Here is a 15,731-nt window from a genome sequence, read left to right as displayed (position 1 = left end):
CGAATTATTTTTTTACAATCTAGATGTAATATTAATTCGAATTATTCGAAAAAATAATCGCAAAGATTTTCAAAAAATAATTCGTGAATTGCTTCGCCTGTTCGCTATCGCTCGAGTCGTGGCTATCTCTTTTTATTTCGTTTCAACTTTATTCAAGAAAATCCAGGTTTCATCTGGTTTTGCGCCTTCAATTCCTGATTGGTATTTTTTCATTAAGGCATTCCAATCGTCTACACGAGGATTGTTTTGCGTTGTTTTCGGATTTAATTTATCCAGATTTTCTCCTTTCGGAATACTGATTACTAAAATTAATTGTCTGTCTTTTTTGAAAACCTGCAATTGCTGAAAATCGGCATTACAGAAACCTTTTGCTACTTCTGGCCATTTTTCGAATTGCGTTTTATGATACTCTACATATTCTTTTTGCAGTTTTTCGTCAGCAGGAAGATTGGCTGTTAAAACTACATTTTCCCAATCTGATGCTGGTTTTGAATCTTTACATCTTTCGAAGTTTTGGAAATCGTAAACTAGATCTTCATAGATTTTAATTTCTAAAGAAGGAAAAGCACCAGCCAGTTTTCGTTTCGTTCTTTCGGGCTGATTCATTTTTCCGTAAATCACCAAATGATTTTTCCATTGATACAACTCCTGACCTACAATTCTAAACCCAACCAAAGTCGATTTGATTTTTTCGATATCAAAATCAGAACCTATCAATTCGATCGCATACGGTTTTGGCATTTCCTGCAATCCCCATTTTTCATCGATTACGACTTCTTTTTCTAAATCTTTGTAAGGCGCTCTGATTCCCGCTGCATCTTTTATTTTAGAACTTACATAAGGATCGTTGTGTTCCCAGATATTTCCTTTTGGACCGTTATGATTTTTAAGGATTTTCTTTTCAGCAATCCAGTTGTTTTTAATTGTAAAACCTTCACTTCCTTCATCTGTATACAAATACAACCATAAAAACGGATCATGCGCATACGGACTGTTATAAACCTTATCAATATAATTTTCTTCGATTCGGCTTCCTGGCTGAGCCGAAAGCGTGTAAATTCCTGCTACATCATGCAAATGTTTCGCATAATGATGAATTTTATTTCCTAGAATTTTATTGTTTTGCATCACATTAGGCGTGTGCGTCCAACCCCAGCCCATTGCCATTCCAGAGTAGGATACATCTGAAATTTCGTTATGTTCAATGGTAATATTTCGAACAAAACCTGCGCTGATTCCCAGAGTTCCCCAATCTTCATTGGTTACGTTGGTGATTAAATTATCTGAAATCACTTCATCCGAACACATTTCTCTTTCATCTTTTATGATTAAAGGCAAATGTGCTTCAAAAGCTTCTTCGGAGAAAACTCCAACATTGATGGCACTTCCGCCAATATCTTTAAATAAATTTCCTTTTACAGTATTGTGATTTGTTCCTTTATTTAAATCTAAACCAGTCGAAGACAAATGCTCAAAACGGCACGATTCAAACTGAATATTATTAGCATAATTTACTTCAACTGCTGCACGAGGTCTTCCCACCCAAGCTTGATTTTCTAAATTCGCCTGATTTGGTGTTCCTGGAACTTTCAATTTATAAGCGTCTAACAAATACAAACCAGATTGCAACGGCACATGACCTTGTTGTGATGGACGAAGCCAATTACTATACTGAAACGAAATTCCTTTAAATCTAAAATGACTTACAGGAGAATCAATTGTTCCTTTTACTTCAACTAGATTTTCTAAAACAGGCGCAGTTACAATTGCCGAATTAATTTCTTCTCCAGCTCGCGGAATATAATAGATTTTAGCATTTTTCTTGTCCAAATACCATTCTCCAGGCTCGTTTAAAAGCGAAAAAGCATTGTTTAAAAAATAAGCTGAATTCCCATTGTTTTTAGAAATCCACGGTGCAGGCCACGGATGCTCGCTTTGAATACGGCTTTCTGGTTCTTCAAACGAAAGTTTGGCACTATCTTTTTGAACTTCGATATTTTTGATTCGAAGATTAGCGTTTGACCACCATTGTACGATAAACATTTCCATTCCTGGTTCGTACTTCACTGATTTATCTTTAAACGGAATCCAACAAGTTTGTTCTTCGTGATTCCAAGATAAAATACGTTCCATTGTAGTTCCGGCAGTATTTTTGGCTCTTACGGCTTTTTTGCCATTTACCCATAATTGCCTGTAATCAATCAGACTTCCTGCTTTTTTAGGAGCATCGGCCACCCAAACCGCACCTTTTTTCAGTCCGTTGATAACCGTTGTCGATTTTGTCCAGTTTTTAATTTCGATTCCACCGCTTATAATGGGTCTTGCATTTACATCGGCTTCAATTGTTGTCGGACTTTCTGCAGTTCCAGAATCTTCAGGCCTTACAAATAATGGTTCGTTTAAATAATACGTTCCGTTCATTACTACGATTCGGATTCCGTCTTTTATCGATGGATCTTTTAAACGACGAAGTTCTCTGGCTTTTCGCATTGCCATATGAACCGTTGCCAGTGGATTTGATTTTGTTCCGAGGTTAGAATCTTTTCCTGATGGAGAAACCCAGATTTCAGCTCCACTTGCCGAAAGCGAGAATATCATCAAAAAAACGACTAGTAATTTGTTGAAAGGAATTAAACGCATTATTTATAGTATTGATTTTTTTCTTAAGCTAAAATTACGAGGCATTTATTTAAAGCGCTATAATTTTTACAAATAATTGTATTTTTAACACTTTTACCAAATAACAGGGACAATTTAAAAGAATATAAAATTACAAGCATCCTGTACCCTCCTGTAATATTGCCTTTAAGACCGAATGCTTCAAAAATTGGCTTTCTGTTATTTTCTGATTTCGCAAACAAAAAAAGTTAAATTCACAAAAAATCTGTGATAAAGTCTATAAAACTGTCATTTCGTATTATTTTTTTAATAGATTTGTGTAATCGATTACATTAAATATTTCAAATTAAAAATGCAAAATTTTATTTATTGAATAATAATTCAACGAGTAAAAAATTGATTTGATAATGGATTGGTTTCCCGAAAAAAACTTTTAACTATAATACAATACGAATGAAAACTAACCGAAAAAACCTTTTATGCGTAGCTCTCGCCTCTTTTGCTTTGAGTTTCAATACAGTTTCTGCACAAAAAAGTGCCGATACTTATAAAAATATTGAGTTTAAAATGGCTGAAGTCCAAGAACCTGCAATCCCGAATTACAATGTGAATTTAAAAGACTTTGGAGCAGTAAATGGCGGTTATGTTTTAAATACTAAAGCTTTTGCTGATGCTATTGATGCACTTTCTAAAAAAGGCGGTGGAAAATTAATTATTCCTCCTGGGATTTGGCTGACGGGACCGATTATCTTAAAAAGCAATATTGAACTTCATGCTCAAACTGGCGCTTTAATTAAATTTTCAACAGACAAAACTTTATATCCAATTATCGAAACCAGTTTTGAAGGTATAAATACTTGGCGATGCATCTCTCCTATTTATGGTAAAAACTTAGAGAATATAGCTTTTACTGGAAATGGCGTTTGGGATGGTTCTGGTGAAGCTTGGCGACAAGTTAAAAAAAGCAAACTAACAGACGAGCAATGGAAGAAATTTGTGGCTTCTGGCGGGGTTTTAAACGAAAAAAAAGACAGCTGGTATCCTTCTGAACAATATTTAAAAGGGGCTAAAGGTGCAGATCAGAATATTCGTCATGATTTGAAAACTAAAGAAGATTTTGAAGCGATTCATGATTTCCTTCGTCCAGTATTGGTCAGCATTCAAAATAGTAAACGTGTAATGTTTGACGGACCTGTCTTCCAAAATTCTCCTGCGTGGAATATTCACCCTCTATTAATTGAAGATTTAATTGTTCGAAATATAACCGTTCGCAACCCGTGGTTTTCTCAAAACGGTGACGGACTTGATGTAGAATCTTGTAAAAATGTAGTTATCGAAAATTCAAGTTTTGATGTGGGTGACGATGCCATCTGTATCAAATCTGGAAAAGATAAAGACGGACGTGACAGAGGTGTTCCTTGCGAAAATATTATTGTAAAAAATAATATCGTATATCACGGACACGGCGGTGTTACGGTTGGAAGTGAGATGTCTGGCGGTGTAAAAAACCTGCACGTTTCTAACTGTACTTTTATGGGAACTGATGTTGGACTTCGTTTTAAAAGTACTCGCGGACGTGGCGGTGTTGTAGAAAACATTTATATCTCAGACGTTTTTATGACTGATATTCCGTCACAAGCCATTTCATTCGATTTGTATTATGGAGGAAAATCGATCGCTGAAACTTTAGCAGAAGGCGGAAATACTGTTAGCACAAAAGCAATTCCCGTAAACGAAGAAACGCCTCAGTTTAAAAATATCGTAATCAAAAACATTACAATCAAAGGCGCTCAGCAAGCGGTATTTTTACAAGGTCTTCCTGAAATGAACTTAGAAAATATTGAAATCACAAACCTGATTGCGAAAGCACAAAAAGGATTTTCTATAATTGATGCTAACGGAATTAAAATCAGCAACGCACAATTGGATATCGAAGCGAAGAATGCTTTTGAAATTTATAATACTAAAAACCTTTCTTTGAAAAATATCGAGTTTAATCCTTCTTCCTCAAATGCTATTACGATTAATGGTGAAGCGAGTAAGAATATTGATTTGAGTGGTTCTAAGATTAATTTTTCTAAGGCGACAACTGTTGATAAAAACGTTCCTAAAAAAGCGGTTAAGTTTTAAGAATCAATTTCAAAAAATAGCCCGTGGTTTCAACCACAGGGACGCAATATTGTAACGTCTAGCATTGTGTTCCAGTGGTTGAAACCAATGGTTATATTTTTTTATTATTCTAATAATAGGCCAAAGGCCTCAAAGCATCACCATAGGGCAACGCCCTATGAAGTGATATAGACCTGCATAATAAAGCCCTGAAAGGGCGTAAGCATTAATTGTCATGTAATTGCTTACGCCCCTTCAGGGCTTTTTTACTTCTTGCTATTTGCTGTCACTGGGCGTTGCCCAGTGTTCATGATGTGAGCCTTTCAGGCTCTTATAATCTATGAGCTGACTTATAACTCATAAAACTTATTCGCATTCTCAAACCAAATCTTATTCTGGTCTTCAATAGAATACTTCGAAATATAATCTTCTAAAGTTTTTACTACTTCGTTATAATCTGAAGCAACATTAAGAACTGGCCAATCTGAACCGAACATTAATTTGCCAATAGAAAAGTTTTCAAAGATTACATCCAAATATGGTTTTAAATCTTCTGGTTTCCAATTTTTCCAATCGGCTTCCGTGACCATTCCCGAAATTTTACACCAAACATTGTCGTATTTTGCAATTTCTTCAATGCCACTTTTCCAAGTATAAATAGTTTCTGATTTAATATCTGGTTTGGCAATATGATCGATTACAAACTTTTGATTTGAAAAATCTTTTACCAAACTTATTGCTGCTGGTAATTGACGTTCGAAAATCAGAATATCATAAGTATAATTAAATGGCTTTAAAGCTTGAATTCCATTTCTGAATTCTGCTCCAAACATAAAATCATCCGCTTCACCTTGAACAACATGTCTAAAACCTTTCAGCTTTTTTTGATCTGAAAAGAATTGCAAACGTTCTTCAATGTTTTCATTTCGCAAATCTATCCAACCGACAACACCTTTTATAAAATCATTTTTAGAAGCCAAATCCAATAAAAAATGAGTTTCTTCTTCCGATTGGCTTGCTTGAACAGCAACACAACCTTCAAACTGGTTTTCTTTTAATAAAGGTTCTAAATCTCCAGGAAGAAAATCTCTTTGGATATTCTGCATGGTTTCATCGATCCAGCTGTCACGAACGGGATCAAACTTCCAAAAATGCTGATGGGAATCTATTCTTTTACTCATAATTTCTTAGTTAACATCGCTGATTAAAGCGCGGTCTAAATGTACGTAACCTCCATCCACAAAAACAAATTGTCCTGTAGTATGCGATGATTTTTCTGAAATGACAAAAAGAGCCGTATCTGCAATTTCTTCTGTTTTAGTCATACGACTTTCTAACGGAATACTTTTATTGATTTTATTCAAAACAGTTTCGCCATCTGGCAATGTTTTGATCCAATCTTCGTAAGCAGGCGTATAACTTTCAGCAATAATAATGGCATTCGAACGAATTCCGTACTGAATCAAATCTACTGCCCATTCTCTAGTTAAGCCCAAAACTCCACCTTTCGCAGCAGCGTAACCAGAAGTTCCGCCCTGACCTGTTAAAGCCACTTTTGAACCAATATTTAAAATATTTCCTTTTGATTCTTTTAAGTATGGAAGGGAATATTTAGCTAAAAGAAAATAACTTACCACATTCAGTTTCAAAGAATCCATAAATTCCTCGTAGCTTGAATCTAATCCTGCACCATCATTTACACCAACATTATTAATTATAGCATCGATTCTTCCATATTTAGCTCCGATTACTTTTACAGCATTTTCTATTGCAACAGGGTCGGTTACGTCAGTTTGCACAAATAAGGAATTAACGCCTCTATTCTGAAGTCTTTCCACGTATTCGAAACCTCTCGCATTTCTATCAACTAAAACCGGTATTGCACCTTCATCGGCTAATCTGTTTACAATCGTTTCTCCGATACTGCCTTCTTTTCCAGCAGAGCCAGAAACGACAACTATTTTATTCTTTAAATTTAAATCCATTTTTGTGGGTATTTGAGATTTATTTTTAAACACATAGAAACATAGATTTTTAAAACTTAATAAAAGGCGTTTCACTTACATTAACACACATAGCTATGTGTTAAGAAACTAGTTTCTTTTTTATTCTCTTTTACAAACAATAAAAATCTATGTTTCTATGTGTTCAATATTTATTCAGCAAACAGTACTTTACAATATACTTTTAGTCTATTTCAATTAATGCTTTAATCACATTATTCTTCGGATCAATCAACTTACCAAAATCAGTAATCATTTCAGAAAAACTCGTTCTATGTGTGATGTATTTTTTCGGATCGATTTTGCCTTCTTTCAAACATTTCATTACATATTCGAAATCTTCGATCGTTGCATTTCTACTGCTCATTAAAGTCGATTCTCTTTTGTGGAAATCTGGGTGGCTGAAACTTAATTCCCCTTTTTGAAGTCCAACCAAAACAAATCTTCCACCATGCGAAATATAATTAAAAGCGCTGTTCATTACCTTTTGGTTTCCTGTTGCATCAATTACCACATTAGCCATGTCGCCGTTTGTTAATTCAACTAACTTTTGAACAACGTCATCGTTTAACGGATTAATTGTTTCGTCTGCGTTTAGTTCTGCTTTACAGAAGTTTAATCTGTAATCATTGATATCCATTACAATTACTTTTGCTCCTGCAATTTTAGCAAACTGAATCAAACCAATTCCGATTGGTCCTGCTCCCATTACCAAAACGGTATCAGTTGGTTTTACTGCTGCTCTTCTAACTCCGTGCGCTGCAATTGCCAACGGTTCAACCAAGGCCAATTCATCATAATCTAAACCTTGACCGTGAAGTAAATATTGTTCTGGAATCGAAACATATTCAGCCATTCCGCCATCAATATGAACTCCGAAAACTTTGATATTTACACAGCAGTTTGTCAATCCGTTTCGACACGCAACACATTTTCCGCAGTTGAAATACGGAATAAAAGTTACTTTATCACCAGGTTTAAATCCTGCTGTATTTCCTTTTACATATTCAGCTGCTAATTCGTGACCTAAAATTCTTGGATATTCAAAATAAGGCTGAGTTCCCCCAAAAGCGTGAATATCAGTTCCGCAGATTCCGATTCTTTTGATTTTCAATAAAACTTCCCCCTCTTTTGGTTCTGGAATACTGGTTTCTTTTAATAGAAATTCCTGTGGTTTTTCGCAAACAATATATTTCATTTTATACTTTCTTAATTTTTATTTTTGATATGCTACAGCTTTCTGCTTGCTTGTTCCTAAACCTTCAATTCCCAATTCTACAACATCGCCCGCTTTAATGTAAATCGGATCTGGTTTGATTCCTAAACCAACTCCCGGAGGCGTTCCCGTACTAATAATATCACCTGGAAGCAAAGTCATAAACTGACTTAAATAATGAACCAGATAAGGAATCTTGAAAACTAAATTTAAGGTATTACTGTCTTGGTATTTTTTACCGTTTACCGTTAGCCACATTTTTAAATTGTCCACATCTGCGATTTCATCTTTTGTCGCCAAAAATGGTCCAAGAGGCGCAAAAGTATCGCTACCTTTTCCTTTTGCCCATTGTCCGCCACGCTCTAGCTGAAAAGCTCTTTCGCTGTAATCGTTCAATAAAGCATAACCCGCAACATAATCTAAAGCTTCAGCTTCTTCAACATAACTCGCTTTTTTTCCAACAACAAAAGCCAATTCTACTTCCCAATCTGTTTTTTCACTATTTTTCGGAATAATCAAATCATCATCTGGACCGCACAAAGAAGTTGTTGATTTAAAGAAAATAATCGGTTCTGTCGGAATCGGAGCGTTTGTTTCTTTACAGTGATCGATATAATTTAATCCAATACAGATAATTTTGGAAGGTCGTGCAACAGGCGACCCCAAACGTACCGAAGCTTCTACTTCTGGTAAAGTTGGATTGCTTTCTAATGCTTTTTGTAATTTTTCTAATCCGTTTTCTTCAAAGAAACTTTCGTTAAAATCGGTTACAATCGAAGAAACATCATATCTTTTTTCTCCAATCAAAACTCCAGGTTTTTCTTTTCCGATTTCGCCAAAACGTATTAATTTCATAATCGTATATTTTTAGTTGTTAGTTTATATTTTATGGCAATTCTTCATTTACAGATTTATAATTCCTTAAAATGAGTAAAGCAAAATTAATAAATGTAAAATTTACAATTACAAAAGTACTTTTTAAAAATTAATTTTAGAGACATATTTTATTTTCCGTTAATGAAAATGACTAAACTTTAAATTTTTATAACATTTTTTAGACGGTTTGTAAAAAATCTATCACTAATTATCACTTTATGTAAAAAAGATTTCTTAAAAAGAACGGATTCCTTGTTCATTTAAATCTTATTTCTACTTTTGTAATTGTATTTTTTACATTTATTATTTCAATCGATTTCACTACTCAAAAATTCCTATATAAAAATGATAAAATTAAAAGGCATAACTTGGAACCATACAAGAGGTTTGCTTCCAATGGTTGCTACATCACAGCGTTTTACAGAATTACATCCTGATGTTGAAATTTCTTGGGAGAAAAGAAGCTTACAAGAATTTGCCGATGCCTCAATCGAAGACTTAGCCAAAAGATTCGATTTATTGGTTATTGATCATCCTTGGACAGGTTTTGGAGCTCAGACCAAAGCGATTCTACCGTTATCTGATTATTTGTCAAACGAATATATTAAAGACCAAGAAACTAATACTGTCGGAAAATCATACGGAAGTTATGTTTTTCATAACAAATTATGGGCATTACCAATTGATGCTGCAACTCCTGTTGCTTCTGCCCGATTGGATATTTTACAAAAAAATAATTTAGAAGTTCCAAAAACCTACGAGGATTTATTGGCTTTAGCGAAAAAAGGTTTAGTCGCTTTCGCTGGAATTCCGGTAGATGTTTTAATGAGTTTTTATATGTTTTGCTGCAGTTTAGGCGAAGCTCCTTTTCTTTCGGAAGAAAAAGTGATTTCTGAGACCACAGGAATCAAAGCGCTTCAAATGTTTAGAGAACTGGCGCAGTTGATTGATCCAGCTAACTTTAACCGTAATCCAATTCAGGTTTATGAGGCGATGGTCAATTCAGACGAAATTGCGTATTGCCCGTTTGCTTATGGTTATTCTAATTATTCTCGCATTGGCTACAGCCAAAACCTTTTACATTTTTATGATTTAGTAAAATTGAATGACAGTCCGATGATTTCTTCTTTGGGAGGAACTGGGTTGGCTGTTTCTTCATTCAGCGAACATATTGAAACTGCCATAAAATACGCTGAATTTACTTGTTCATCACAAGTACAGCAAAATATTTATACGGATAACGGCGGTCAGCCAGGACATTTACAAGCTTGGAAAAGCGACAGAATTAACAGCGTGACGCATGATTATTTTAAAAATACGTTGCCAGCTTTAGAGCGCGCTTTCCTTCGTCCGAGATATTACGGTCACATGTATTTCCAAGATCATGCTGGAGATGTGGTTCGTAATTATTTGATGAACGGCGGAGACGAACTAAAAGTATTGGAAGAAATGAATTCGCTTTACGCGGAATCTCTAAAAATCCAGACCGTATGAGACCTTTAGAAGGATTAATTGTTTTGGAATTCTGCCAGTTTTTAGCAGGACCTTCAGCTGGATTAAAACTAGCCGATTTGGGCGCACGCGTTATCAAAATCGAACGTCCTGTAAAAGGTGAAGCCTGCAGACAATTGAGCATCAAAGATTTATTTGTAGACGATAGCAGTTTGCTTTTTCATACCATAAACCGAAATAAAGAATCTTTTGCAGCCGATTTGAAAAATCCTGACGATTTGGTTTTAATTAAAAAACTTATTGAAAAGGCTGATATTATGACACATAATTTCAGACCTGGAGTGATGGAAAAAATCGGTTTAGATTTTGAAAATACCCTTTCTATAAATCCACAGATTATTTACGCAACCATTACAGGTTACGGAAATGAAGGTCCGTGGGCAAAAAAACCGGGACAAGATTTATTATTGCAATCGCTTTCTGGGTTAAGCTGGCTGAGCGGACGCAAAAATCAAGGCCCAGTTCCTTTTGGTTTGGCTGTAGCCGATTTAATGTGCGGAAATCATTTTGTACAGGGAATTCTAGCAGCACTTTTAAAAAGAGCTAAAACTAAAAAAGGCGTTTTGGTAGAAGTGAGTTTATTGGAATCTATTTTGGATGTACAATTTGAAGCTATAACTTCTTTCTTAAATGACGGAGGTCAATTACCTGAACGTGGAGATATTAAAGGAAGTGCACATGCTTTTTTAAGCGCTCCTTATGGAGTTTATCAAACGCAAGACGGCTTTTTGTCTCTTGCAATGGGCGATTTACTTTTCATTGGAAAAACTTTAGGACTGGATTTAAACGCTTTCGCTGATAAACATCTTTGGTTTGAAAAACGTGACGAAATCAGAACGATTTTGAGTGAAAGAATTCAAACCCAAACATCTGATTATTGGATTGAAATCCTGCAGAAAGAAGGCATTTGGTGCGGAAAAGTTTTCAATTACGAAGAACTGGATAATCAGCCTTTTGTAAATGAATTACAACTGAAACAAACCGTAAAAAATACCGAAGGCGAAACTTTGGTAACCACAAGAAGTCCGATTCAATTGGATGGAGAAATTCTGTTAAGTGAAAAAGCAGCGCCAAAAGTAGGACAAGATAATTTAAGCATACACAAAGAGTTTATTCAAGTTAAATGATACGCAACAGCTTAAATTAAAATCTGTGCAAATCTGCTTTAATCTGCACAAATCTGCGTGAAAAAATCTATGCGCTAAAAGTATTTCACGCAGATTTAAAAAGATTTTAGCAGATCAAATTAGATTTTTAATTGTTGAATAAAAACGATTAAACACATAACCGATTAAACGGTTAAACATAAAAAAAATGAAACCATTAGAAGATTATTTAATTGTAGATTTCAGTCAGTTTCTTTCGGGTCCGTCGGCGAGTTTGCGTTTGGCCGACTTGGGAGCGCGCGTGATAAAAATTGAAAAACCGGGAACGGGAGATATCTGCCGTACTTTATATACTTCTGATTTGATTATGAATGGCGAATCGTCTGTTTTTCATACCATCAACAGAAACAAAGAATCTTTTGCGATTGATTTTAAACAACCAGAAGAACTTCAAAAACTAAAAAAATTATTAGCCAAAGCTGACGTTGTCATGCATAATTTCAGACCTGGAGTTATGGAACGCATTGGTTTGAGTTATGATGACGTAAAAAACATTAATCCAAATGTGATTTACGGATCAATTTCGGGTTTTGGAGAACATCCAGATTTGAAAGATTTGCCGGGACAAGACTTGCTTTTACAATCATTAACCGCTTTAACTTGGCTGAGTGGCAATCAGGAAGACGGTCCAGTTCCAATGGGATTATCAATTGTGGACATGCTTGCTGGAGCGCATTTGGCACAAGGAATTTTGGCTGCTTTATTTAGAAAAGCAACTCATAATATTGGCGCGCAAGTTCAAGTCAGTATGCTTGAATCGGCATTTGATTTTCAGTTTGAAACTATTACAACCTTCTTTAATGATGGAGGCGAGTTGCCAGTTCGAACTAAAACCAATAACGCACACGCTTATTTGGGCGCACCATACGGAATTTACAAAACCAAAAACGGTTATTTAGCGCTTGCAATGGCATCAATTCCTGTTTTGGCTTCTTTGCTAAAATGTGATGCTTTATTAGCTTTCCCTGAAAATAAATTTACACTTAGAGACGACATAAAAAATATTCTTGCCGATCATTTGCAAACGCAGGAAACACAGTTTTGGTTGGATATTTTGGAACCAGCCGACATTTGGTGCGCAGGAGTTTTAAACTATCCGCAGTTATTTGCTGAAGATGGATTTAAGGTTTTGAATTTCACTCAGCAAGTCGAAATGTTGGATGGATATACGTATAAAACTACACGCTGTCCGATAAAAATTGACGGCGAATATCTGACTTCAGAAAAAGGTTCGCCGAAACTAGGTCAGGACAACGAGAAAATTATTAAAGAATTTATTGACTGTTAATGGAAAAAATTAGAATCGCCGTTCGTAAATTCGATCCTTTCGAAAGTACACTTCGAAAATTATGGGATGCATTTTCACTTCAAAACAATATAAAAATTGAAGCCGAAATGGTTGCATTGGAACTTCATGATTTGTATGAAACTACAATTTCAGATAAAGGTTTAAAAGAAGGAAAATGGGATATTGCGCATATCAATACCGATTGGATTTTTGATGCTGTAAACGAGAATGCGGTTCTTAATTTGTTTTCGTTAATTGGAGAAAATCCACCCGAAAATTATCCTTTTGGATGGCATAAATCGCTTTTGCATTTGCAGAAACTAAGTAATGGCATTTTCGGACTTCCTTTTCATGACGGTCCAGAATGTTTGATATACCGAAAAGATTTATTTGAAAACCAGACAGAAAAAGATAATTTTAAAGAACAGTTTGGTTACGAACTTTCTACTCCAAAAACGTGGCAGGAATTTTCAGAGATAGCAACATTTTTTAATCGTCCCGAACAAAATTTATACGGTGCTGTTTTTGCCAATTATCCCGACGGACACAATATGGTTTTTGACTTTTGTTTGCAGTTATGGACACGCGGCGGTTCGTTATTAAACAAAAAAAATCAGATTGACATTCATAACGAAGCGGCGATAAAAGCATTGGATTTTTATCGAAAAATGGTCAATGACAAAAATGCTGTTCATCCTAAATCGAGAGAATTTGGTTCGGTTGAAGCAGGTTTGGCTTTCTCCGAAGGACAAGCTGCAATGGCAATCAACTGGTTCGGATTTGCTTCTATGGCCGAAGTGATTGAGGAATCGAAAGTAAAAGGAAAAATCGATATCACTTCCCTCCCATCTGATCCAGGTCATAAGACAGCTTCTTTGAATGTATATTGGTTGTATACCATTGGTTCTGGAAGCAAACACAAAAAACTGGCCTACGATTTTTTACGATTTGCCACTACGCCAGAAAGTGACAAATTATTGACCACAGAAGGCGGAATCGGATGCAGAAAATCGACTTGGAAAGACGCAGAAATCAATACTTTAATTCCGTTTTATCATAAACTCGAAATGCTTCATGAAAATGCATTGACACTGCCTCAAACGCCAATCTGGCCAAAAGTAGCTGAACTTATTGATGGTGTGGTTTTAAAAGCGATTGAAACAGAAATTCCGTCGGCAATACTTTTAGAAGAAACTCAGAAAAAAATTAGAGAATTAAGTCAAGGAACAACATTACACGGCTCTGTCAAAAATTAAACTTGGCAGGCTTAATTTCAAAATATAGAACAAATGAATATTCCCTATAAACCTTTACTTCCCCAAACAGAACAGCCCATTGTGATTATTGGAGCGAGCGGTATTGTAAAAGATGCACATCTTCCTGCTTACGAAATGGCTGGTTTTAAAGTTTTTGGTATTACCAACAGAACCATTTCCAAAGCATACGATTTACAGAAACAATTCAAAATTGATCATGTTTTTGAAAGCGTTGCAGATGCGGTTAAAAATGCACCTTCAAACGCTGTTTACGATATTACCGTTTTACCTGATCAATACATCGAAATCTTAGAACAATTGCCAGACGGAGCTGCGGTTTTGATTCAGAAACCAATGGGAAATGATTTGGCTCAGGCACGCGAAATTGTAGCAGTTTGCGAAAGAAAGAATCTCGTTGCTGCAATCAACTTCCAATTGCGTTTTGCCTCTTTTGTAAGCGCAGCGAGATATTTAATCGATCAGGGAATTATTGGCGAATTATACGATTTAGAATTCAAAGTTACTGTAAATACGCCTTGGGAATTATTTCCTTTAATTAAAGAACACCCAAGATTGGAGATTCTTTTTCACAGTGTGCATTACATTGACTGTATTCGATCTTTTCTGGGAAATCCGAAAAGCATAATGGCAAAAACAGCCAAACATCCGCTTAAGAAATTATCATCGAGCCGATCTACTATTATTTTAGATTATGGCGAAGATAAACATGTTGTCATCAATACGAATCACGATCATCATTTTGGTCCAAAACACGAAGAAAGCTACATTAAATGGGAAGGAACAAAGGGCGCGGTTAAAGCAAAAATGGGCTTGTTGATGAATTATCCTGACGGTTTACCAGACGTTTTTGAGTATGCTTTGCCGAAAAAAGATAACAAAAATGAATACGAATGGACTGAAGTAAAACTGGAAGGTTCTTGGTTTCCAGAAGCTTTTATTGGTGCAATGTCTAATCTGATGCGTTACAAAGAAGGTTCTGAGTCAATATTATCTGCCAGCGTTCAGGATGTTTTAGGTACAATGAAGGTTGTAGAAGCATGCTACGTAAGCAGTAAAAATGGCGGAATTTCTTTTGATGAAGTGTAATTAAAACACTATATTTCAAAACCAAAAAAAACAAATTTAAGCCTTCTTCAAAACAAACGTATTTTTTAAGTAGGGCCGACAAAAAATATCTATAATATGTATTTTAAATCGACTTTTTTCGAAGATTATCAAATCGACGACAAACGAGTAACATTAGGCAGAACAATAACAGAAACTGACTTCGTAGTTCACGCCGGACACACGGGAGATTTCTTCCCTCATCACATGGATGAAGAATGGTGCAAAACACAACCTTTCGGACAAAGAATCGCACACGGAACCATGGTGTTTGCCATCGGAATTGGATTAACCGCTTCGGAAATAAATCCAGAGGCTTTTTCTAGAGGTTACGACAAAATGCGTTTTGTAAAACCAGTTCATATCGGCGATACTATTCACTCTGAAATTACTATTTCTGAAAAAGGAGAAGCCAAAAATCCAGAAATGGGAACTGTAACAGAACACGTAGAAATCATTAATCAACGCGGTGAAGTCGTTTTGGTATGTGATCATTTACTTTTAGTAAAGAAAAAATAATTTTTCTAGAAGTGACAAAGAGACAAAGTTGCAAAGTGACAG

At 35.5% G+C, this 15,731-nt stretch carries 12 protein-coding genes; 7 read left to right on the top strand and 5 right to left on the bottom strand.

The window, feature by feature from the left end; genetic code table 11:
* Positions 1-132: 132 nt before the first annotated feature.
* Entirely contained in the window at positions 133-2,640 is a 2,508-nt protein-coding gene (locus AC3Y25_RS15955) for a right-handed parallel beta-helix repeat-containing protein (RefSeq protein WP_489903410.1), read from the bottom strand.
* Positions 2,641-3,072: 432 nt separating this feature from the next.
* Here AC3Y25_RS15955 and AC3Y25_RS15950 point away from each other — a divergent pair, with 432 nt between their 5' ends.
* Entirely contained in the window at positions 3,073-4,749 is a 1,677-nt protein-coding gene (locus AC3Y25_RS15950) for a glycoside hydrolase family 28 protein (protein WP_489903409.1), read from the top strand.
* Positions 4,750-5,078: 329 nt separating this feature from the next.
* Here the strand turns inward: AC3Y25_RS15950 and AC3Y25_RS15945 are convergent, their stop codons facing one another.
* From AC3Y25_RS15945 to AC3Y25_RS15930, 4 genes are all read right to left on the bottom strand, one after another.
* Positions 5,079-5,909 (bottom strand): amidohydrolase family protein, encoded by an 831-nt coding sequence (locus AC3Y25_RS15945; RefSeq protein WP_489903408.1) that lies wholly within the window; start codon positions 5,907-5,909, stop codon positions 5,079-5,081.
* Positions 5,910-5,915: 6 nt separating this feature from the next.
* Positions 5,916-6,713: an SDR family oxidoreductase gene (locus AC3Y25_RS15940; RefSeq protein ID WP_489903407.1), complete on the bottom strand. Its 798-nt coding sequence runs from the start codon at positions 6,711-6,713 to the stop codon at positions 5,916-5,918.
* A 202-nt stretch (positions 6,714-6,915) separates the two neighbouring features.
* On the bottom strand, positions 6,916-7,929 hold the full coding sequence (locus tag AC3Y25_RS15935; protein ID WP_489903406.1) for a zinc-binding alcohol dehydrogenase family protein: 1,014 nt from the start codon (positions 7,927-7,929) through the stop codon (positions 6,916-6,918).
* Between the two features lie 18 nt (positions 7,930-7,947).
* Entirely contained in the window at positions 7,948-8,802 is an 855-nt protein-coding gene (locus AC3Y25_RS15930; RefSeq protein ID WP_489903405.1) for a fumarylacetoacetate hydrolase family protein, read from the bottom strand.
* Positions 8,803-9,168: 366 nt separating this feature from the next.
* On the opposite strand from AC3Y25_RS15930, the gene AC3Y25_RS15925 reads away from it, so the two are divergent.
* The 6 genes from AC3Y25_RS15925 (at position 9,169) to AC3Y25_RS15900 (ending at position 15,689) form a co-directional block, all read left to right on the top strand.
* Positions 9,169-10,317 (top strand): ABC transporter substrate-binding protein, encoded by a 1,149-nt coding sequence (locus AC3Y25_RS15925; RefSeq protein ID WP_489903404.1) that lies wholly within the window; start codon positions 9,169-9,171, stop codon positions 10,315-10,317.
* Positions 10,314-11,462, top strand: coding sequence for a CaiB/BaiF CoA transferase family protein (locus AC3Y25_RS15920; protein ID WP_489903403.1), 1,149 nt, complete (start codon positions 10,314-10,316; stop codon positions 11,460-11,462). Before AC3Y25_RS15925 ends, AC3Y25_RS15920 begins: the two co-directional genes overlap by 4 nt.
* 187 nt (positions 11,463-11,649) lie before the next feature.
* Entirely contained in the window at positions 11,650-12,789 is a 1,140-nt protein-coding gene (locus AC3Y25_RS15915) for a CaiB/BaiF CoA transferase family protein (protein ID WP_489903402.1), read from the top strand.
* Entirely contained in the window at positions 12,789-14,045 is a 1,257-nt protein-coding gene (locus AC3Y25_RS15910) for an extracellular solute-binding protein (RefSeq protein ID WP_489903401.1), read from the top strand. The genes AC3Y25_RS15915 and AC3Y25_RS15910 overlap by 1 nt, the downstream gene beginning before the upstream one ends.
* Before the next feature lie 33 nt (positions 14,046-14,078).
* Positions 14,079-15,152: a Gfo/Idh/MocA family protein gene (locus AC3Y25_RS15905; RefSeq protein WP_489903400.1), complete on the top strand. Its 1,074-nt coding sequence runs from the start codon at positions 14,079-14,081 to the stop codon at positions 15,150-15,152.
* A 96-nt stretch (positions 15,153-15,248) separates the two neighbouring features.
* Positions 15,249-15,689, top strand: coding sequence for a MaoC/PaaZ C-terminal domain-containing protein (locus AC3Y25_RS15900; RefSeq protein ID WP_276173181.1), 441 nt, complete (start codon positions 15,249-15,251; stop codon positions 15,687-15,689).
* Positions 15,690-15,731 lie beyond the last annotated feature (42 nt).

The sequence above is a fragment of the Flavobacterium sp. LK-23 genome (assembly GCF_058135255.1).
This window is presented reverse-complemented; position numbering and strand designations above follow the sequence as displayed.

What these genes read in the sequence shown, in the direction of transcription:
- AC3Y25_RS15955 (WP_489903410.1), bottom strand. Translation starts at nt 2,640, where the DNA reads ATGCGTTTAATTCCTTTCAACAAATTACTAGTCGTTTTTTTGATGATA.
- AC3Y25_RS15950 (WP_489903409.1), top strand. Translation starts at nt 3,073, where the DNA reads ATGAAAACTAACCGAAAAAACCTTTTATGCGTAGCTCTCGCCTCTTTT.
- AC3Y25_RS15945 (WP_489903408.1), bottom strand. Translation starts at nt 5,909, where the DNA reads ATGAGTAAAAGAATAGATTCCCATCAGCATTTTTGGAAGTTTGATCCC.
- AC3Y25_RS15940 (WP_489903407.1), bottom strand. Translation starts at nt 6,713, where the DNA reads ATGGATTTAAATTTAAAGAATAAAATAGTTGTCGTTTCTGGCTCTGCT.
- AC3Y25_RS15935 (WP_489903406.1), bottom strand. Translation starts at nt 7,929, where the DNA reads ATGAAATATATTGTTTGCGAAAAACCACAGGAATTTCTATTAAAAGAA.
- AC3Y25_RS15930 (WP_489903405.1), bottom strand. Translation starts at nt 8,802, where the DNA reads ATGAAATTAATACGTTTTGGCGAAATCGGAAAAGAAAAACCTGGAGTT.
- AC3Y25_RS15925 (WP_489903404.1), top strand. Translation starts at nt 9,169, where the DNA reads ATGATAAAATTAAAAGGCATAACTTGGAACCATACAAGAGGTTTGCTT.
- AC3Y25_RS15920 (WP_489903403.1), top strand. Translation starts at nt 10,314, where the DNA reads ATGAGACCTTTAGAAGGATTAATTGTTTTGGAATTCTGCCAGTTTTTA.
- AC3Y25_RS15915 (WP_489903402.1), top strand. Translation starts at nt 11,650, where the DNA reads ATGAAACCATTAGAAGATTATTTAATTGTAGATTTCAGTCAGTTTCTT.
- AC3Y25_RS15910 (WP_489903401.1), top strand. Translation starts at nt 12,789, where the DNA reads ATGGAAAAAATTAGAATCGCCGTTCGTAAATTCGATCCTTTCGAAAGT.
- AC3Y25_RS15905 (WP_489903400.1), top strand. Translation starts at nt 14,079, where the DNA reads ATGAATATTCCCTATAAACCTTTACTTCCCCAAACAGAACAGCCCATT.
- AC3Y25_RS15900 (WP_276173181.1), top strand. Translation starts at nt 15,249, where the DNA reads ATGTATTTTAAATCGACTTTTTTCGAAGATTATCAAATCGACGACAAA.